Genomic DNA, 19,714 nt, shown 5'->3' with positions numbered 1-19,714 from the left:
CCATGACGACCACTGATATCGGCCCGAACACCGGGTCGCGCGAAACTGTGCGCCGCCCTTCGCGGTTCTTGCGCAACCTGTCGCCCAAGATTGCGATGTTGCCGCTCATTTTTACGGCCTGCGTGGTCTTCCTTGGCGGCACGCTATGGACCGTGCTGTATTCCTTTACGAAATCGGGCCTTTTGCCGCGATTGTCGTGGGTGGGCCTTGATCAATACGAACGCCTCTGGTCGTCACGAAAGTGGATCGTCTCGATCGAAAATCTGGCGCTTTACGGTATCTGCAGCCTGATCGGCACGCTTGTGATCGGCTTTACGCTGGCCGCCTTGCTGGACCGCAAAATCCGGGGCGAGGCTGTGTTCCGCTCCATCTTCCTTTATCCCTTTGCGCTGTCCTTTATTGTCACTGGCCTTGTCTGGCAGTGGATTCTGAACCCAGAGCTGGGCTTGCAAAACGTTGTGCGCGAATGGGGCTGGACGTCGTTTACCTTTGACCCGCTCAACAACCCGGAAATCGTGATGTTCGGCCTGCTGATCGCAGGGCTGTGGCAGGGCACCGGGCTGATCATGTGCATCATGCTGGCTGGTCTGCGCGGCATTGACGAAGATATCTGGAAAGCCGCCCGCGTGGACGGCATCGGCACGGTGAAAACCTATATCCGCGTGATTATTCCCATGATGCGCCCGGTCTTTGTGACGTCGCTGGTGTTGATCGCAGCGGGCATTGTGAAGCTGTATGACCTTGTGGTCGCGCAGACATCGGGCGGGCCGGGCATCAGTTCTGAAGTGCCAGCGAAATACGTCATGACCGCGATGTTTGGCGGTCAGAACCTTGGCCAAGGTTTTGCGGCCTCGTCGATGATGCTGCTGATGGTCGTCATTATCCTGATCCCTTGGGCTTACCTAGAATTCGGAGGCAAGAAGCATGGCTGATACCGGCATGTTAAACGCGGCTGCCGCCGTCACGCAGCCCTTGCGCGGCACGCTTGCTGCCGGACCGCGTGGTCCGAAACCAAAGAACAAGTTCAGCCGTAGCAACATCATCATCTACGGCACGCTGTTCGTTGTCGCGCTGTATTACGCGCTGCCGCTTTATGTGATGATCGTCACCTCGCTGAAAGGCTTGCCCGAAATCCGCATGGGCAACATCTTTGCCCCCCCGCTAGAGGTCACGTTCGAGCCTTGGGTCAAGGCATGGCAAGAGGCCTGCACTGGCATCAACTGCGATGGCCTGTCGCGCGGGTTCTGGAATTCCGTCCGTATCCTGATCCCGTCGGTGATCCTGTCCGTCGCGATTGCGTCAGTGAACGGTTACGCCCTGTCGATGTGGAAGTTCAAAGGGTCAGAGGTGTTCTTTACCATCCTGATGATCGGTGCCTTCATCCCCTATCAGGTGATGCTGTATCCCATTGTGATCCTGCTGCGCGAGGCTGGGCTTTATGGCTCGCTGACGGGGCTGGTGCTGGTGCACGTCGCCTTCGGCATGCCGATCAACACCCTGCTGTTCCGCAACTATTTCGCGTCCATTCCAGAGGAGCTGTTCAAGGCCGCCCGCGTCGATGGGGCAGGCTTTTGGGCGATCTTTTTCAAGATCATCTTGCCGATGTCCCTGCCGATCTGCGTGGTGGCGCTGATCATTCAAGTCACGGGCATCTGGAACGACTTCCTATTCGGCGTGACCTATATTTCGTCCCCTGATCGCTACCCGATGACGGTGCAGCTGAACAACATTGTCAACTCTGTGCAGGGGGTAAAGGAATACAACGTCAACATGGCGGCGACGCTTCTGACCGGCCTCGTGCCCCTCGTCATTTACTTTGCCTCGGGCAAGCTCTTCGTCCGCGGGATCGCCGCTGGTGCGGTAAAAGGATAAGATAGTGACCATTCAAAACGCTTCCGTTTCGATCAAGAACCTCGATCTGTCGTTTGGTGCCGTGAAGGTGCTGCAAAACCTGAACCTTGATATTGGGGACGGTGAATTCCTTGTGCTGCTGGGGTCATCCGGTTGCGGTAAATCGACCCTACTCAACGTGATTGCGGGACTGCTTGAACCCACGGACGGGCAAATCTGGATCAAGGACAAGAACGTCACATGGGCAGAGCCGTCAGAGCGGGGCATCGGTATGGTGTTCCAAAGCTACGCGCTTTACCCCCAGATGACGGTCGAGGGGAACCTGACCTTTGGCCTGAAAAACGCGAAGGTGCCTAAGGCTGAAATCGCCAAACGGGTCGCCCGCGCTGCGGAAATCTTGCAGATTGAGCCGCTGCTGAAACGCAAACCCGGTGCCTTGTCCGGCGGCCAGCGCCAGCGCGTTGCCATCGGCCGCGCTCTTGTGCGCGACGTAGAGGTGTTCTTGTTCGACGAACCTTTGTCGAACCTAGACGCCAAGCTGCGCGCCGATCTGCGGGTCGAGCTGAAGCGCCTGCACAACAACCTGAAAAACACAATGATTTATGTGACCCACGATCAGGTCGAGGCGATGACCCTTGCCGACCGGATCGCGATCATGAAGGGCGGCAAGATCATGCAACTTGGCACCCCAGCCGAGATTTATGGCAAGCCGCAGAACTTGTATGTCGCCGACTTCATCGGTTCGCCCTCGATGACGTTTTTTGATGGCACGGTGGACGGCGATATCATGCGCATCCCCGGTCACGATCTGCCGCTGGGCCGCTATGAATTCACGTCCCAACCCGCCCCCGGCACCCCGGCGATCATCGGTATCCGGCCAGAGCATGTGATGACCGGCGATAACCTACGTTCTGCGCCCTACACGACGGTGGTCGAAATTGATCTGGTCGAACCTATGGGCTCGGACACGCTGGTCTATTGCAAGTTCGGCGGCCAGACGATGCGGGTCCGGATGGACGGACAAGCGCAGGTCGCTGTTGGTGACCGCCTGACCATAGGTATTGATCCCGCCGCCGCATCCTTGTTTGACAAAACGACAGAGGTGCGTTTGTGACACCTTGCGACCTTAGGGGCGGCTGGACGCTTCAATCAGCCTCTGGCGCGATGCGTGCGGCAATGACGTTTCCAGGCGACGTCGTATCCACGCTGCATGACGCCGCGCTGATCCCCGACCCTTATGCGGGGCAGAACGAATACGATCTACGCTGGATCTGCGAGGAAGACTGGACCGTGTCGCGGACCTTTGATCTGGCTGATCCGAACGTTGATCTGGTGATCTCGGAACTCGACACCGTGGCTACGGTGCGGGTGAATGGCACGGCCGTCCTGCATGCGGCGAACGCGTTCCGCAGCTACCGCGTGCCTTTAAATGCTGCGGCGAAGGTGGGGGCAAATGATATTGCGATCACATTTCATTCGCCGGTGGTGGCTGGCAAGGCGCTGGCAGACGCCCACCCCTTCGACGTGCCGTGGTCCAAGAACTGCCCGATCCCCTATGGAAATTTCCTGCGCAAACCGGCCTGCGACTTCGGCTGGGACTGGAATATCGCGCTTGCCACGTCTGGCATCTATGGTGCCCTGCATCTGGAGCCGTCAAAGGCCGCGCGGATTGACCGGCTGGCAATCAGCCAAGATCACAGCGATGGCGTCAGCGTCACGGTAGCAGTCCACACCAGCCACCACGATGGTCCCGTGACTGTGACACTGGGTAACCAAGTGGTCACGGCCAACAGCGCCGGCGGCATGTGTCAGGTGACAATCCCTGTTCCGGACCCCCAGCTTTGGTGGCCCGCTGGATTGGGTCATCAGCACCTATACGATCTGAAGGTGACCGCTGGCACCGCAACCACTACCCGCAGCGTCGGTCTGCGGCAGATGGAACTGGTGGCAGAGCCCGACGCCGCTGGCCTTGGCTTTAAGATCAGAGTCAACGGGCACGATGTGTTCTGCAAAGGGGCCAACTGGATTCCTGCTGACGCATTGCCGGGGCGGATCACGGACGAAAAGACGCGTGCCCTGCTGCAATCGGCAGTCGACGCCAACATGAACATGGTGCGCGTCTGGGGCGGCGGGCGCTACGAGCCGGACAGCTTTTACGACGCCTGCGACGAACTTGGCCTACTGGTCTGGCAGGACTTCATGTTCGCCTGCAACCTTTACCCATCAGACCCCGCCTATTTGGCCGAGGTAAAGGCAGAGGTGCGCGATAACGTCGCCCGCATGCATCATCACGCCTGCCTTGCCCTGTGGTGCGGCGACAATGAACTGGTCGGCGCGTTGACGTGGTATGACGTCAGCATCAACGACCGCGACCGCTACTTGGTCAACTACGACCGCCTGAACCGCTGTATCGAAGATGCCCTGCGCGAGACCGACCCAGCCGCAAATTGGTGGCCCTCTAGCCCCTCGACCGGGCCGCTATCGTTTGGCGATGCATGGCATGATGATAGCAGCGGCGACATGCACTTTTGGTCCGTCTGGCACGAAGGGCGCGACTTCGACCACTACCGCGATGTCGCACCCCGCTTTTGTTCAGAGTTCGGCTTTCAAAGCTATCCGTCGATGGACATCATCCGCCAGTTCGCGGACCCCAAGGATTTCAACATCGCCGCCCCGGTAATGGAGAGCCATCAAAAGAACGAGGGCGGCAACGCGCGTATTGCCGAAACCATGTTCCGCTACTTCCGCTTTCCCGTGGATTTCGAAAACTTCGTGTATGTCACCCAAGTCCAGCAAGCGCTGGCGATCAAGACGGCCGTGACTCAATGGCGCGGGCTAAAGCCCCACTGCATGGGTACGCTTGTCTGGCAGTTGAATGACACTTGGCCTGTGTGTTCTTGGGCTTCGCTTGACTATGGTGGGGGCTGGAAGGTGCTGCATCATCTGGCGCAGGATTTTTATGCGCCTGTGACGGTGGTCGTGATGCCTGATGGCGACGATCTGGTGCTGCGCGGCGTCAATGACCTGCGCGAGGCTGCCCGCATCGATGTCACCGCCTATGCCTGCGCGATGGACGGCATTGCCCGCGTGTTAGGGCAGGGCGAAGGCACCATCGGTGACAGTGCGGTTGAACTGCTGCGCATCAAGCTGGCCGATTTGGGCGCGCAAGAGATGCTGAGTTTTGGCTGGACGGCGAGCGATGGCAGCAAAGGCGGGGATGTTTTCGCGCCGCGATCCTATAAGACCTACGATCTGTTGCCGCCGCAGCTGACCTGCCATACCGAGGCAAAAGCAGGCACGCACTTGTTGCAGATCACCGCGCAAGCCATGGCATTCTATGTCACTGCCGAAGCATCTGTGCCGGGCCGGTTTAACCGCAACGCGGTCCACCTTGGGCCGGGGCATACGGCGACGCTGACCTTCACACCCGCCGATCCCGGCGCCACCCCGACCTTTACGCTGCGCGATCTGCATAGCGCGACTTATAACGATTAAGGACACCCGATGACCGATTTCTCCTATCAGCTTTACAGCTCTCGTGACTTTGGACCGACGCCGGAAACCTTCGGAATGCTGGCCGCGCTGGGCTATGCGCATGTCGAAGGCTACGGTCCCGTTTACGAAGATCTGGACGCCACCAAAAAGGCGCTGGACGAAACGGGCCTGACCATGCCGTCCGGCCATTTTGCAATGGATATGGTGGAAAACAACCCGGACCGCGTCATTGAAATTGCCAAGGCGCTAGGTATTCGGAAAATCATTGTGCCCTACCTGATGCCCGCGGACCGTCCCAAGGATGCCGCAGGCTGGACCGCTTTTGGCAAGCGTCTGGCCGCAGCAGGCAAGCCGCTGCAAGATGCAGGTTTTCAGTTTGGCTGGCACAACCATGACTTTGAATTCATCGCCCTACCAACCGGAGAGTTGCCGATCGACCTGATCCTTGCGAACGAAAGCGTCGGTTTCGAGTTCGACGTCGCATGGGCCGCCGTTGCAGGCAAAGACCCTGCGGATGTGATCGCCCAATACGGGGACCGCATTATCGCCGCCCACGTCAAGGACCGCGCGCCAGCGGGTCAGAACGCGAATGAGGACGGCTGGGCCGATGCAGGTCACGGCACACTGGACTGGCCGGGCCATTTCAGCGCATTGAAGGCGGCTGGCTGCGATCTGTTCATCATGGAACATGACAAGCCCGCAGACGACAACCGTTTTGCCAGCCGCGCGCTGGCCTACATGACCTCTCTTTAAGGACTGCGATCCATGACTATTCTGAACGTGGGCCTGATCGGCTGCGGCAACATCTCGACCGCTTATCTGACGCTGGCCCCGACCTTTAAAAATATCCGATTTGTCGCTGTGTCCGACATGAACGAAGAGGCCGCGCTGGCGCGGGGCAAGGAATTCGGCATCAAGGCGCGTACTGTCAGTGACCTGCTGGCGTCCGACGATATCGACATCGTCGTGAACCTGACGATCCCTGATGCGCATTACGATGTGACCCGGCGCATTCTGGAATCTGGTAAGCACGCCTACACCGAAAAGCCGCTGGTGCTGACGCTGAAGCAGGCGAAATCGCTGGCGGATCTAGCCGCAAGCAAAGGCCTGCGCATCGGCTCTGCCCCGGATACCTTCCTTGGCGGTGCCCATCAGCAGGCGCGCCAGATCATCGACGCTGGCGGTATCGGCACAGTCACATCCGGCACCGCCCACTTTATGGGCCCAGGCATGGAGATGTGGCACCCGAACCCCGATTTCTTTTTCAAGCCCGGCGGCGGCCCAGTGCTAGACATGGGGCCGTATTACATCACGAACCTTGTGCAGCTGATCGGCCCGGTCAAACGCGTCGCGGCGCTTAGCTCTTCTGCGCAAAAGCAGCGGACCATCACGTCAGAGCCCCGCGCGGGAGAGACGATTCCGGTGCAGACGCCCACCAACATCCATGCGCTGTTGGCGTTCGAGAATGGCGCGACGATCACCCTGTCTACCAGCTGGGATGTCAAAGCGCATCGCCATGCGAACATGGAGCTATATGGCACGACAGGTACCTTGTTCGTGCCCGATCCCAACCACTTTGGCGGCGCGCTGGAACAGGCCGACGCAGAAGGAACGATTACGCAGGTTCCGGTCTGGGATCACCCGTTTGGGCAAATGAACTGGGATCTGGACAAGGACACGCCGCGCGCCAATTATCGCACCGCCGGGCTGGCCGATATGGCCGCCGGTATCGTCGACAACAGGCCGCACCGTTGCGCCTTGGAACTGGCCGTTCATGTGACTGACGTGATGACCAGCATCTTGAAATCCGGCGAGACGGGCCAGTTTGTCGATATGACGACCACCTGCGACCGCCCGGCAGCCCTTGGCCCCGATGCGGCGCGTGACCTGTTAAAGGAAGATGCATGACCTATACACCCGCCGAAGACCGCTATGAAAAGATGACCTACCGCCGCTGCGGCGCATCGGGGGTCAAGCTGCCCGCCGTGTCGCTGGGGCTGTGGCACAATTTCGGCGGCGATAGCCCGCACGAAAACAAGCGCGATATGTGCCGCACGGCGTTTGATCACGGCATCACGCACTTTGACCTCGCAAACAATTACGGCCCGCCCGCAGGCAGCGCCGAGGAAGCCTTTGGCGAGATCCTCAAAACCGATTTCGCCGGCTACCGCGACGAGCTGATTATCAGTTCCAAGGCCGGCTACCGCATGTGGCCCGGCCCGTATGGAGAGTTCGGCAGCCGCAAGTACCTGATGGCGTCCTGCGATGCGTCGCTCAAGCGGATGGGCCTCGATTATGTCGATATCTTTTACTCCCACCGTTTCGACCCTGAAACGCCTCTTGAAGAAACGATGAGCGCGCTTGCCGATATCGTGTCGTCGGGCCGTGCGCTTTATGCCGGTATCTCTAGCTACAACACCGAGAAAACCCGCGAAGCTGTCGCGATCTTGGACGAGATGGGCGTGCCCATGCTGATCCACCAGCCCAGCTACAACATGTTTAACCGCTGGGTGGAAACCGACGGGCTAAAGGACGCGTTGGCCGATCTTGGCGTTGGCTCCATCGCCTTTACGCCGCTGGCGCAGGGCATGCTGACCAAGAAATACCTTGGCGGTATTCCTGCTGACAGCCGCGCCGCGCAGGGTAAATCGCTGGCGCAAAGCCTGATCACCGAAGAGGCGCTGAACTCTGTCCGTGCCCTGAACGATATCGCAGAAGCGCGCGGCCAGACGCTGGCGCAGATGGCGATCGCTTGGGTGCTACGCGACAACGGCATCACCACGGCGCTGATCGGCGCAAGCAAATCCAGCCAGATCGTCGATTGTGTGGGCGCTGTCAGCAACCTTGAGTTCACCGCTGACGAACTTGCCCAAATCGACAAGCACGCAGGCGATCAAGCGATCAACCTGTGGGCCAAATCCAGCCTGTCTGACAACGCACCGGAGTAACCGATGATCCGTAATCCCATCCTGCCCGGTTTTAATCCTGATCCTTCGATTTGCCGGGTAGGCGGGGATTATTACATCGCGACGTCCACCTTTGAATGGTATCCCGGCGTCCAGATTCACCACAGTACGGACTTGGTGAATTGGACGCTGGTAGCGCGGCCTCTGAACCGGGCCGCGCTGCTGGATATGCGCGGAAATCCCGACAGCTGCGGGGTTTGGGCCCCCTGTTTGTCCCATGCGGACGGCAAGTTCTGGTTGATTTATACCGACGTGAAGCGGCTAGAGGGCGACTGGAAAGACGCCCATAACTACATCACCACCTGCGAGACGATAGACGGCGACTGGACTGACCCGTGGTACGTCAACTCTAGCGGTTTTGATCCGTCGCTGTTCCACGACGAAGACGGCCGCAAGTGGTTCGTGAATATGCAATGGAATCACCGCGCAGCGGGCACGGGTGTAAACCCGGCGCATGACCGCTTTGACGGGATCATCTTGCAGGAATGGTCGCCGGATCGCGGGTTGTTCGGTCCGGTCAAGAATATCTACGCGGGCACCGATCGCGGTCTGACAGAGGCACCGCACATCTTTCGCCGCAACGGCTGGTATTATCTGACAACGGCCGAAGGCGGCACCGGCTATGATCACGCGGTGACGCTGGCGCGGTCTAGGGCTATCGACGGCCCCTACGATACGCACCCCGATAAGCACGTCATGTCAACGCAGGGCGCACCGGATCATCCCGTGCAGCGCACCGGTCACGGGCAATATGTCGAAGCGCCAGACGGCACCGCGTGGCATACCTATCTGATGGGCCGCCCAATGGTGCATGACGGCAAACCGTTCTGCGCCACAGGAAGAGAGACCGGCATCGGGCGCTGCGTCTGGCGGGACGATTGGCTTTATTTAGAGGATGGCAGTCTGCTGCCGCCCGAGACGGTAGATGCCCCCGCGGATGCAGCGCCGCGTGGTCCGGTCGTGCATGCGCGCTTCGACAGCTTGCCGCCGGAATTCCAGTGGCTGCGCACGCCTGATCCGGATCGACTGTTTGCGGTTGAAGACGGCGCGCTGGTCCTGACGGGGCGAGAGAGCATTGGCAGCTGGTTTGAACAATCCCTTGTCGCGCGGCGGCAAGAGGATGCAGCTTTTGACGCCAGCACAACGCTCGATTTTGCGCCGGATTGCTATCAGCAAGGCGCTGGGCTGATGACCTATTACAATCGCCACAAATTCCACGGTGCATTCGTGACGTTTGAGGGCGGCCAGCGGTGTTTGACGCTGATGTCGTGCAATGGTGATTGGCCGCAAGGTCGACTTGATCATCCGATCGCGCCAGTTCCAATCCCGGATGGCCCCATTGGCTTGCGGGTCGAAGTGCGCGGCGCATCACAGCAGTTTTTCTGGTCGAGCGGTGGGCAAGAGCATCCGCTTGGCCCGGCGCGAGACGCCTATCACGTCTCGGACGAGGGCGCGCAGGGAGAGCACGCGTCTTTTACCGGGGCTTTTGTCGGTATGATGGCATTCGACATCACCGGTCGTGGTGAGAAGGCGCGGTTTTCCGCCTTTTCGTACGCACCTGTTGTCATCACGTGACCGAAAAAGATTGACGTACATCATTTTCGGAAGTTAGAACTGTCGTAGGAGGACGCGATGGAAAGACCGACGATTCATGATGTCGCCCGCGAGGCGCAAGTTAGCCTTGCGACGGTTGATCGCGTTCTGAATGCGCGTGGTGGAGTCGCGGCGAAATCCATCGATAAAGTGCAGCGGGCTGTTGAGAAAACAGGATATGTCCGGGATCAGTTCGCGGCTAATCTGTCGCGCGGTCGTGGTTATCGGTTTGTATTCTTGCTGCCCGCCGGGCAATCGTCGTTTGTTCGGTCTTTGATCGCAGCAATTGGCGATGAAGCGCAGCGCGTGCGCAAAGATCGTATCAATGTTGACGTGCGGTCCTCAAAAACATTTGATTCAGCTGCGCAAGTTGCAGCACTGCGACGTATTGACCCCGAACAGACGGATTGCGCCGCTGTTATGGTGTCGGATGTGCCTGAAGTGCGCAGTGAATTGGCGCGGCTGCGCGGTGCAGGCGTTCGCATCCTCTCTCTGGTGTCTGATGTCGCGGCCCCGGGGCGCGATATCTATGTGGGGCCTGATAACGAGGTTGCTGGCCGCATGGCGGGCAGCTTTATGGGGCGCTTTATGCGCAACCCGATTGGCTCTCTGCTTGTGATCGCGGGATCGCTGGCCGCGCGGGACCACGCGCAGCGCTTGTTCGGCTTTCGGCAGGTGATCGCATCCGAATTTCCCGGGCTGAACGTATTGCCCGTGACCGAAGGCTTTGATGATGCGCGCCGCGTTGCGGCCATTGCGCAGCAGGCGATGGCCGACGCGCCTTTGATGGGCGTCTATGCGATTGGTGCCGGTAACGCGGGTCTGCTGAGTGCGATGAAAAACACCAATAGCGCGTTTCGTCCTGTCACGATCCTGCACGAGCTGACCGATGCGGCCCGCAAAGGCCTGCGGTCTGATCTATTCGATCTGGTCATCGACCAAGATCCGGCCCGCGCCGTGACGCGGGCCATGTCCATCATGCGTGACCTTGCGGACGGCGCGACTGCCGACGCCGGGCGCGGCGATATCCCTCTTAACATTTTCATCAAAGAGAACGTCCAATGACTGAATTCTTCAAAAACATCGCCCCAATCAAGTTTGAGGGCGAAAGCAGCACAAACCCGATGGCGTTTCGCCACTACAACCCGGACGAAGTCGTCATGGGGAAGCGGATGGAAGACCACCTGCGCTTCGCTGTCGCCTATTGGCACAGCTTTGTCTGGGAAGGCGGCGATCCCTTTGGCGGCCAGACCTTCGATCGTCCTTGGTTTCCTGCTGACACGATGGACCTGGCCAAGCAGCGCGCGGATGCGGCGTTCGACATGTTCCGCATCCTTGGCGTGCCATACTTTTGTTTCCACGACCACGACGTCCGGCCCGAGGGCGCGACGCTGGCGGAAAGCCGGGATCGCCTGAACCAGATCGCTGATGTGTTCGAGGCGAAGATGGCTGACGGCGGCCCCAAACTGCTTTGGGGTACCGCGAATATGTTCAGCAACCGCCGCTACATGAGCGGCGCAAGCACGAACCCCGATCCTGATGTCTTTGCTTATTGCGCAGCCACGGTGAAGGCTTGCATGGACGTGACCCAGCGCCTGAACGGCGAGAACTATGTCCTGTGGGGCGGCCGCGAAGGATACGAGACGCTGCTGAACACCGATCTGGACCGCGAATTGCAGCAGATGGGGCGCTTTTTGCAGATGGTCGTCGAATATAAGCACAAGATTGGCTATAAGGGCGCAATCCTGATCGAGCCAAAGCCGCAGGAGCCGACCAAGCACCAGTATGACTATGACGTCGCCACGGTTTACGGCTTCCTCAAGCGGTTCGGTCTGGAAGGTGAAGTGCAGGTCAATGTCGAGCAGGGCCACGCGATCCTAGCCGGCCATTCGTTCGAGCATGAACTGGCGATGGCGCGCACACTGGGCATCTTTGGGTCCATCGATATGAACCGCAACGATTACCAGTCCGGCTGGGACACGGACCAGTTCCCGAACAACACACCAGAAGCCGCGCTGGCCTATTACGAGGTGCTTAAGGCGGGCGGTTTCACGACGGGCGGTACGAACTTTGACAGCAAGCTGCGCCGTCAGTCGCTGGATGCCGAAGACCTGATCGCCGCGCATATCGGCGGGATGGACATTTGCGCACGCGGCCTGAAAGCTGCGGCTAAGATGCTAGAGGATGACGCACTCGAGGCACCGCGCCGCGCCCGTTATGCTAAATGGGACAGTGTTGATTATCTGGCCGAAGGCGCGACGCTGGATGGTATCGCTGCCCGCGCCGAGGGACTTGATCCGCAGCCCGTATCGGGCCGTCAAGAGATACTGGAAAACGTCGTTAATCGTTACGTCTGAGGGAGGACACCATGAAGACCATCAAAGGACCGGCACTGTTTTTAGCGCAATTTGCAGGGGACAGCGCCCCCTTTGATACTTGGGACGGCATTACCAAATGGGCCAAAGAGATGGGCTATGACGGTGTGCAAGTACCCAGCTGGGACGCGCGTCTGTTCGATCTGGACAAGGCCGCGACCAGCAAGACCTATTGCGATGAATGGAAAGGGCAGGCGGCCGACAACGGGATCACCGTGACAGAGCTGTCGACCCACCTTCAGGGGCAATTAGTCGCCGTCCACCCTGCCTATGATCTGGCGTTTGACGGTTTTTCCGCGCCGTCGGTGCACGGCGATCCGAAGGCCCGGCAGGTCTGGGCGGTGGAACAGGTGAAAAAGGCGCTTGATGCCTCTGCGCATCTGGGACTGACAGCGCAGGCGACGTTTTCCGGCGCGCTCGCATGGCCTTACGTCTATCCGTGGCCGCAGCGCCCCGCTGGCTTGGTCGAGGCAGCCTTTGACGAGCTTGCGAAACGTTGGCAGCCTATTCTGGATCACGCAGAGGATCGCGGCGTTGATTTGTGCTATGAAATCCACCCCGGCGAAGACCTGCACGATGGTGTCACATTCGAGATGTTTCTGGAACGTGTCGGCAACCATAAGCGCGCCAAGATGCTGTACGATCCGTCGCATTATGTGCTGCAATGCCTCGATTATTTGGACAACATCGACATCTATAAGGACGTGATCGGCATGTTCCACGTCAAGGACGCCGAGTTCAATCCGACGGGGCGTCAGGGCGTTTACGGCGGCTATCAGCCTTGGGTCGATCGCGCTGGTCGTTTCCGGTCGCTTGGGGACGGTCAGGTCGATTTTGGCGCTATCTTTTCCAAGATGGCGGCGAATGACTTTGACGGTTGGGCGGTTGTTGAATGGGAATGTGCGCTGAAGCATCCTGAGGACGGCGCGCGGGAAGGTGCGCAGTTCGTGCGGGATCATATCATTCGCGTGACGCCGCATGCCTTTGACGATTTCGCAGCAGGCGGGACGGATGATGCGATGAACCGCAAGATGCTGGGGCTTTGACAATTTGAACTGTCGGACTGGGGCGCTGCCCCAGACCCCGAGGTATTTTTGACCAGAAGAATTCGGACGCGGGAGAGATATGATGGCACGGATCAGGCTTGGCATGGTGGGCGGGGGCAAGGATGCCTTTATCGGGGCGGTGCATCGCTATGCGGCGCGGCTGGATGATCGGTTCGATTTGGTGGCGGGGGCTTTGTCGTCGACACCGGAAAAGTCGATGGAATCCGGGCGGGCTTTGGGATTGGCCGAGGACCGGATTTATCCTGATTTCGACACGATGGCCGCAGCAGAAGCGGCCCGCGATGATGGGGTCGAGGCGGTTGCGATTGTGACGCCGAACCATATGCATGCGCCCGCCGCCAAAGCGTTCCTGTCGCGCGGCATCCATGTGATTTGCGACAAGCCGCTGACGGCAACGTTGGACGAGGCGAAGGAATTGGTCGCGGTGGCCGAAGCATCGGACGCGCTGTTTGTGCTGACGCATAATTACACCGGCTATCCCCTGATGCGCCACGCGCGGCAAATGGTGGCAGATGGCAAGCTGGGCAATATTCGCGTTGTGCAGGTCGAATACGCACAGGACTGGCTGACCGAAGAGGCGGACGCGGACAACAAGCAGGCGGGCTGGCGGACGGATCCGGCGCGATCGGGCGCTGGCGGGTCCACCGGTGATATCGGCACGCATGCCTATAACCTTGCCTGTTTTGTGTCTGGGCTGACGCTGGATAGTCTGGCGGCGGATTTGCAAAGCTTTGTGCCGGGGCGGCGTGTGGATGACAACGGGCATGTGCTGCTGCGCTTTGAGGGCGGTGCGCGGGGGATGCTGTGGTGTTCACAGGTGGCACCGGGCAATGAAAACCGGCTAACGCTGCGGATTTATGGCGACAAGGGCGGGCTATCTTGGGGGCAAGAGAACCCTAATGTGATGGAATATACGCCCTTTGGACAACCAACGCAGATCCTGACGCGCAACGGGGCCTCTGGTGCGCAAGACGGCGTGCGTATTCCGGGCGGCCATCCAGAGGGGTATCTGGAAGGGTTTGCGAATATCTACGTCGCGGCTGCTGACGCAATTGAGGCAGCGCGCACCGGGCGCAAAAGTGATGCGCTTTATCCGACTGTGCGTGACGGTCTGGCCGGGGTCATTTTTGTTGATGCCTGTGTCAGGTCATCTGCAAATGATGCTGCCTGGGTATCAGTCGCGGATCAGTGATCCGTCTTTTCGGCCGCGAAAGCGGCCGAAATATCCGACAGCTGAAACGGCTTTTCGATCAGTTGAAATGAGTCGATCTTGGAAATCTCGTGACGGTTATAGCCAGACGCAAAGACGACATGCGTCCCGCGTTCGGCTAGCATCAGACCCAGCGCTAGACTGTTTTCGCCGTTGCCGAGGTTCATGTCCAGCAACGCAAAATCAAATGACGTAGTTTCGCACTTTGCCATCGCAGCGGGCAGGTTATGCGCCATATGAACGTCGAACCCTAGCTCGTGTTCTAGCCCGTCAGACACATCCAGAGCGACGATCACCTCATCCTCGACATATAGAAGTTTAGATTTCGAGGGAGTTGAACAGTGATTCATGAGGGATCTCAATTAGCGCATTTACTGGTATTTGGAGAACGCACCGCAAACCTTCTGGTTCCCAATGAAATTCAACATTTCCATTTAGACTGCCAGTGATAGTGGATTTGATCAATTGAGTGCCAAAGCCATCGTCACCGTTGACCGTTGGGGCGGGACCACCCGTTTCCGTCCAAGTAAAGATATAGGTGTCGGACTCGCCATCGTCTTGGCGCAGCCAATTAAGTCTAACCTTGCCCTGTGGATTTGAGAACGCACCATATTTTGCGGCGTTCGTGGCCAGTTCATGCACTGCCATGCCCAGCGATAGGGCCGCGCGGGCATTGACGATAATCTCTGGGCCTTTCAGTTCGACGCGGTCCGCGCCGTAGACAGCAGTCAGTTCGGGGGCAAGTATCTGGCTAAGGTTCGCAGAGGCCCAGTTCGACTGGGTCAGCAGTTTGTGCGTCTGCGCGAGCGCCTGAATGCGGCGGGCGAGCGCGGTAAACACATCGCGGTCCACCGTGGCATCGCGGCTGGCACGGGACACAAGCGCCAGCACATTTGCCAGCATATTTTTCACGCGGTGCTGCAGTTCCTGCATGACACGGCGCAGTTCGAACTGCAGTTGCACTTGCTCGGTAATGTCGCGGACGTTCAGTCCTACGCCTGTCAGGCCTCCATCGTGAAATACCGGATACCAATCCGTTTCCCAGACCCGTTCTTGCCCAGGGTTATCGGCTGTGCCGCCGCGCAACTGCTTGTTTTCGATGCGCGTGCGGTTGTCCAGAACTTCGCGTGCGATCGGTTCGATCACATCACGCAGCGCGGGTGACATAGAACCCAGTGTTTTGCCGATCAGCTCGTCGACCTCGAACCCTGCGATTTTCGCAAGGCGTTCGTTGGCGCGCATATAAACTAGATCATGGCTGAGCATGCCCATCGCGAGGGGGCTGCCATTATACAGGTCTTCAATCTCGGCCAGACGCTGGACCGACAGGCCGCGCTGATGCTCTGCCTCTTGGGCAAGGACGCGCAATTCGGTGACATCGAATAGCGACAGCACGATCCCGCCTTGGGTCGATCGGTCGGATTCAAACGGGACGATCCGGGCGCGAAAGGCTTGACCGTTACGGCTGTCGTAATCCGTTTCGATCATGGTCTGCGTTTCCAGAACCTTGCGGCAATCATCAAGGATGGCAAAGACATCAAGGTCCGACCCGATGTCATCCAGAGGCCGCCCAACGTCGCCCGACACAAAGCGGAATTGATTGCGCGCTTCTGGCGTAAACCGACGTAGGCGCAGTTTACTGTCGAGGAAGATGGTGCTGATTTTGCTGCTGGCGATAAAGTTTGCCATATCGGCATGAGCATCGCGAATTTCGGCAATCTTGGCGTTCAACTCGTCATTGGTGGTCGTCAGCTCTTCATTCGCCGATTGAAGCTCTTCGTTCATCGACATCATTTCCTCGTTAGAGCTTTTCAGCTCTTCATTCGAGGTCTCAAGCTTTTCAGTCGCACTGGTTAGCCGTTGGCGCACGTCGTCCAGCTCTGACTCTAGCTGACGCAGGTATTCTTCATTGTCTTGTCCGACCATCTGACTTGTGAGTGGAGCGTCGACGTCGTCAGTCGCGAGCGCCTCAAATGCGATCAGGATCTGGCGGTCATCGGTTTTACGGCCGGTTATCCGTAGCCGCACGGGCTTGTCGTCTAGCGCGCCGCTAAAGGTAATGGACTGATTTTGATCAAGCTTTTGATCCAGCCGTAAAAGCCGCGCAAGTGTGGTGTTCAGCTCGGGTCGGATCAACTTCAGGATCGACAGTTGCGGGCGTCCCGCGCCGACTTGCAGGTATTTGCTGGCTTTTTCAGAGGTGTAAAGCAGATCGCCCTGCATGGTCAGAACCATATAAGGCGGCGCAAAATGTTGCATCACCTCGGGTGCGCCGGGGGCCGTTTCAGGCTGCGTCACGGAAGACAGATTGTTATCGTTTGCCTTGTCAAAGATGCCATCTGCTGCGCGCAATTCCAGCCGGGACGGTGGCCCGGGCATGCGGCGAAAGATGTGGTGGTTACGCGATGTTTCTTCGAACAAGTCATGGACGCGGGGGATGCTTTCGCTGTTTCCCAAAACCAAAATGCCATTTTCACGCAGACTGTAGTGGAACGCCTTAGCGACGGAATCCTGCAACGACGTCTGAAAATAGATCATGACATTCCGGCACGACAGCAGATCGATCTGCGAAAATGGCGGATCTTTGATCAGGCTTTGGTTGGAAAATCGGATGATATTGCGCAGCCGCTCGTTGACGGAATATCCATTCGCATTGGGTCTGAAGTATTTCTGCACCAAGTCAGTTGGCATGTGACTGACGTTTTCCGTGCTGTAGTGTCCCGCACGTGCGACGCGCAGCGCGCCTTCATCGATGTCGGTGCCAAAAATTGACAGGGACGGCCAGACGTTCAGCCGTTCCATCACCTCTAGCAGGGCGATCCCATAGCTATAGGCTTCTTCGCCTGTCGCGCAGCCGGCCACCCAGATGCGCAGATCGCCCTCGCTGCCTGCGCGCGTGATCAAATCTGGCAGGGTGACATCGCGCAACTCTCTGAATGTGTCTTCGTCGCGGAAAAAGCTGGTGACGTTGATCAAAATACTATCGAACAGCAGGTCGGCCTCTCTTGGATCGTCGATCAGATAGCGCAGATATTCCGACGCGCGTTCCTGTCCAAGGATCGACATGCGCACGGCAATGCGGCGCAGTAGCGTGCCGGGTTTGTATTCGGTGAAGTCATGCCCGACGCGGTGGCGCAGGTGACGCATCACGCGCTGGATAAAGTCACTATCCGATGGCTCTTCGATGGCAAAGTTCTGGATGCGGGCAAAGAAGTCTTCGAGGACAGGCGCGATTTCGGCGACGGGTAGGATCAGGTCGCAGGCCCCGGTCGCAATCGCGTTGCGCGGCATGCCATCGTACTTCGCCTCTTCGGGGCGCTGGACCAGTACGAGGCCGCCGTTGTTCTTAATGTCACTGATCCCGACGCTACCATCGCTGCCGGTGCCTGATAGGATAATCCCGACCGCGTTCAGGCCAGAATGCCGCGCGAGTGAAATCAGGAAGTCGTCGATAGGCCGTCGTACGCCGCGCGGCTCTTGAAATTTTTCAGTGTGAAAGCGGTTGTCCGCGATCGTCAAAATATCGCCCGGCGCAATCAGATAAATGTGCCCTTCGTGGACGGGGCAACCCTCGTAGGCGGTCACGACGGGGCTCTTGGTTTGTCGGCTTAGCAGTTCCTGCATCAGGCTGTCGTGATGCGGGTCTAGATGCTGCACGATGACGATCGCCATTCTGTGCTGATCGGGCAGATGTTCCAGTAGACCTTGGATCGCCTCAAGCCCCCCGGCAGAGGCACCGATGCCGACAATGATCAAGCCGTCGTGGTCAGTGGTCGTTTGGTCAGTCAGGCGCGTCATGTCTGGTTCCGGTCGGGTGCATTCGTTAAGCTGGGTACATAAACCATAGAGGCGTTCGGTCTAGGGGCTTGGAAGTAACAACATGACGCAGCTGAATATGACCGAAGTCGCAAAGCGGCTGGATGGTGCCAACATCCCGCTGACGATTGCCGATGCAAGACGTCCCGATATGCCGCTTTGCTACGTTAATCCCGCATTTTGTACCGCGACAGGCTATGATTCAGAGCAGGTTATCGGCAAGAACTGCAGGTTTTTGCAGGGCGATTTGGACAACGACACCGCTCGGCTAAAAATGCGCCGCGGGCTGGCGCAAAGAACTGGATTTCAGGTCGTGTTCCGCAACAAACGTGCCGATGGCAGCACGTTTGACAACCTTGTGATCATTGAGCCGCTGACAGATGCAGAAGGGGAACTGCTTTATGTCGTTGGATCGCAATTCGTCCTGAAGGACGGCATGCAGGCGGAACAGGCGAACAGCGCTGGGCTAGGCATCGTGCGTGAAATCGACAAGCTGTTGCAGCTAAACGAGCGCCTGCGCGCGACATCGCGACAGGCGCTGGCGCGGTCAATGGCCGCGTCCGTTAAACTGTGGCTGGAACGTTAAAGCTTATACGTCGGAAGAGATACGAAAGCTTCTTTTAACGCATCACCCCAGCCGCTGGAAATCTGATGATAGACCTCGTCGTCAGCTTCGACGCGGGCGCGTTTGTGGATTTCAAAAGCGTCTTTTTCGTACAGCACGATGTCAAACGGCAGGCCGACAGACAGGTTCGATTTGACCGTTGAATCGAAGGACACCAACAGCAGTTTGACGGTGTCTTCGAACGTCATCTCTGGGTCATAGGCGCGCACAAGGATTGGCTTGCCGTATTTCGTCTCTCCAATCTGAAAGAACGGAGTCTCTTCGGTCACTTCGACGAAGTTGCCTTCGGGATAGACCATAAAGATCGTCGGCACGCCGCCTGCGATCTGGCCGCCGACGATGACCGTCGCGCGGAAGTTGCTGCCAGATGTGTCGCCCGTGGGGGACGAATAGGCGATGACCTCTTGCAAGGTCGCGCCGACCAGGCGGGCGACCTGAAACATGGTTGGTTCGCGCATGATGCTGGGGTCGCGGTCAGCGGCGGATTTTGACCGTTCTTCCAGCAGGGAAATCAGGGATTGCGTCGTCGCAAGGTTGCCGGCGGTCATGATCGTGATGACCCGCTCGCCCGGCGCTTCCCATGTAAACATCTTGCGGGTCATGGAAAAGTTGTCGACGCCAGCGTTGGTGCGGGTGTCGGACATGAAGACTAGGCCGCGGTTTAGACGCAGGCCAACGCAATAGGTCATGGGAATTCTCTGATTTAGGTTAAGTCG

16 protein-coding genes are annotated in these 19,714 nt (G+C 58.5%); 13 read left to right on the top strand and 3 right to left on the bottom strand.

Annotated features, from left to right (window positions below; genetic code table 11):
* Positions 1–2: 2 nt before the first annotated feature.
* From KBW81_RS14930 to KBW81_RS14875, 12 genes are all read left to right on the top strand, one after another.
* A complete protein-coding gene (locus tag KBW81_RS14930) occupies positions 3–932 on the top strand; it encodes a carbohydrate ABC transporter permease (protein WP_254247711.1) in 930 nt (309 codons plus the stop codon).
* Between the two features lie 7 nt (positions 933–939).
* Positions 940–1,872, top strand: coding sequence for a carbohydrate ABC transporter permease (locus tag KBW81_RS14925; RefSeq protein ID WP_254249077.1), 933 nt, complete (start codon positions 940–942; stop codon positions 1,870–1,872).
* A 4-nt stretch (positions 1,873–1,876) separates the two neighbouring features.
* On the top strand, positions 1,877–2,965 hold the full coding sequence (locus KBW81_RS14920) for an ABC transporter ATP-binding protein (RefSeq protein ID WP_254247710.1): 1,089 nt from the start codon (positions 1,877–1,879) through the stop codon (positions 2,963–2,965).
* A gap of 62 nt (positions 2,966–3,027) precedes the next feature.
* Complete coding sequence (locus KBW81_RS14915) at positions 3,028–5,346, top strand: beta-mannosidase (protein ID WP_254247709.1); 2,319 nt, start codon at positions 3,028–3,030, stop codon at positions 5,344–5,346.
* A 9-nt stretch (positions 5,347–5,355) separates the two neighbouring features.
* The gene (locus KBW81_RS14910; RefSeq protein ID WP_254247708.1) at positions 5,356–6,099 is read left to right on the top strand and encodes a sugar phosphate isomerase/epimerase family protein; all 744 of its coding nucleotides are present in this window, start codon (positions 5,356–5,358) and stop codon (positions 6,097–6,099) included.
* 12 nt (positions 6,100–6,111) lie between these two features.
* The gene (locus KBW81_RS14905) at positions 6,112–7,254 is read left to right on the top strand and encodes a Gfo/Idh/MocA family protein (protein ID WP_254247707.1); all 1,143 of its coding nucleotides are present in this window, start codon (positions 6,112–6,114) and stop codon (positions 7,252–7,254) included.
* Positions 7,251–8,294 (top strand): L-glyceraldehyde 3-phosphate reductase, encoded by a 1,044-nt coding sequence (gene mgrA / locus KBW81_RS14900; RefSeq protein ID WP_090186196.1) that lies wholly within the window; start codon positions 7,251–7,253, stop codon positions 8,292–8,294. Before KBW81_RS14905 ends, mgrA begins: the two co-directional genes overlap by 4 nt.
* A gap of 3 nt (positions 8,295–8,297) precedes the next feature.
* The gene (locus tag KBW81_RS14895) at positions 8,298–9,887 is read left to right on the top strand and encodes a glycoside hydrolase family 43 protein (protein ID WP_254247706.1); all 1,590 of its coding nucleotides are present in this window, start codon (positions 8,298–8,300) and stop codon (positions 9,885–9,887) included.
* A gap of 57 nt (positions 9,888–9,944) precedes the next feature.
* The gene (locus tag KBW81_RS14890; RefSeq protein WP_254247705.1) at positions 9,945–10,970 is read left to right on the top strand and encodes a LacI family DNA-binding transcriptional regulator; all 1,026 of its coding nucleotides are present in this window, start codon (positions 9,945–9,947) and stop codon (positions 10,968–10,970) included.
* Positions 10,967–12,262, top strand: coding sequence for a xylose isomerase (gene xylA, locus KBW81_RS14885; RefSeq protein WP_254247704.1), 1,296 nt, complete (start codon positions 10,967–10,969; stop codon positions 12,260–12,262). Before KBW81_RS14890 ends, xylA begins: the two co-directional genes overlap by 4 nt.
* 11 nt (positions 12,263–12,273) lie before the next feature.
* On the top strand, positions 12,274–13,326 hold the full coding sequence (locus KBW81_RS14880) for a sugar phosphate isomerase/epimerase family protein (protein ID WP_254247703.1): 1,053 nt from the start codon (positions 12,274–12,276) through the stop codon (positions 13,324–13,326).
* Between the two features lie 82 nt (positions 13,327–13,408).
* Positions 13,409–14,539, top strand: a complete 1,131-nt coding sequence (locus tag KBW81_RS14875) for a Gfo/Idh/MocA family protein (RefSeq protein ID WP_254249076.1) — start codon at positions 13,409–13,411, stop codon at positions 14,537–14,539.
* On the opposite strand, the gene KBW81_RS14870 is transcribed toward KBW81_RS14875, so the two are convergent.
* Positions 14,533–14,853, bottom strand: coding sequence for a hypothetical protein (locus KBW81_RS14870; protein WP_175499175.1), 321 nt, complete (start codon positions 14,851–14,853; stop codon positions 14,533–14,535). The genes KBW81_RS14875 and KBW81_RS14870 overlap by 7 nt on opposite strands.
* Before the next feature lie 22 nt (positions 14,854–14,875).
* Positions 14,876–18,355, bottom strand: coding sequence for a chemotaxis protein CheB (locus tag KBW81_RS14865; protein ID WP_254247702.1), 3,480 nt, complete (start codon positions 18,353–18,355; stop codon positions 14,876–14,878).
* Between the two features lie 82 nt (positions 18,356–18,437).
* On the opposite strand from KBW81_RS14865, the gene KBW81_RS14860 reads away from it, so the two are divergent.
* Positions 18,438–18,959, top strand: a complete 522-nt coding sequence (locus KBW81_RS14860) for a PAS domain-containing protein (protein ID WP_254247701.1) — start codon at positions 18,438–18,440, stop codon at positions 18,957–18,959.
* Here the strand turns inward: KBW81_RS14860 and KBW81_RS14855 are convergent.
* Positions 18,956–19,687 carry a proteasome-type protease gene (locus KBW81_RS14855; RefSeq protein ID WP_090186220.1) on the bottom strand — a complete coding sequence of 244 codons (732 nt, stop codon included), beginning with the start codon at positions 19,685–19,687 and terminating at the stop codon, positions 18,956–18,958. The two genes, KBW81_RS14860 and KBW81_RS14855, sit on opposite strands and share 4 nt — an antisense overlap.
* Positions 19,688–19,714 lie beyond the last annotated feature (27 nt).

This window comes from Loktanella salsilacus (assembly GCF_024206795.1).
GTDB classification, from domain to species: Bacteria; Pseudomonadota; Alphaproteobacteria; order Rhodobacterales; family Rhodobacteraceae; genus Loktanella; species Loktanella salsilacus.
This window is presented reverse-complemented; position numbering and strand designations above follow the sequence as displayed.

Excerpts from the sequence above, each read along its gene's own strand:
- KBW81_RS14925 (WP_254249077.1), top strand. The coding sequence starts at position 940 with ATGTTAAACGCGGCTGCCGCCGTCACGCAGCCCTTGCGCGGCACGCTT.
- mgrA (WP_090186196.1), top strand. The coding sequence starts at position 7,251 with ATGACCTATACACCCGCCGAAGACCGCTATGAAAAGATGACCTACCGC.
- KBW81_RS14910 (WP_254247708.1), top strand. The coding sequence starts at position 5,356 with ATGACCGATTTCTCCTATCAGCTTTACAGCTCTCGTGACTTTGGACCG.
- KBW81_RS14890 (WP_254247705.1), top strand. The coding sequence starts at position 9,945 with ATGGAAAGACCGACGATTCATGATGTCGCCCGCGAGGCGCAAGTTAGC.
- KBW81_RS14875 (WP_254249076.1), top strand. The coding sequence starts at position 13,409 with ATGGCACGGATCAGGCTTGGCATGGTGGGCGGGGGCAAGGATGCCTTT.
- KBW81_RS14930 (WP_254247711.1), top strand. The coding sequence starts at position 3 with ATGACGACCACTGATATCGGCCCGAACACCGGGTCGCGCGAAACTGTG.
- KBW81_RS14865 (WP_254247702.1), bottom strand. The coding sequence starts at position 18,355 with ATGACGCGCCTGACTGACCAAACGACCACTGACCACGACGGCTTGATC.
- KBW81_RS14895 (WP_254247706.1), top strand. The coding sequence starts at position 8,298 with ATGATCCGTAATCCCATCCTGCCCGGTTTTAATCCTGATCCTTCGATT.
- KBW81_RS14860 (WP_254247701.1), top strand. The coding sequence starts at position 18,438 with ATGACGCAGCTGAATATGACCGAAGTCGCAAAGCGGCTGGATGGTGCC.
- KBW81_RS14905 (WP_254247707.1), top strand. The coding sequence starts at position 6,112 with ATGACTATTCTGAACGTGGGCCTGATCGGCTGCGGCAACATCTCGACC.
- xylA (WP_254247704.1), top strand. The coding sequence starts at position 10,967 with ATGACTGAATTCTTCAAAAACATCGCCCCAATCAAGTTTGAGGGCGAA.
- KBW81_RS14855 (WP_090186220.1), bottom strand. The coding sequence starts at position 19,687 with ATGACCTATTGCGTTGGCCTGCGTCTAAACCGCGGCCTAGTCTTCATG.
- KBW81_RS14915 (WP_254247709.1), top strand. The coding sequence starts at position 3,028 with ATGACGTTTCCAGGCGACGTCGTATCCACGCTGCATGACGCCGCGCTG.
- KBW81_RS14880 (WP_254247703.1), top strand. The coding sequence starts at position 12,274 with ATGAAGACCATCAAAGGACCGGCACTGTTTTTAGCGCAATTTGCAGGG.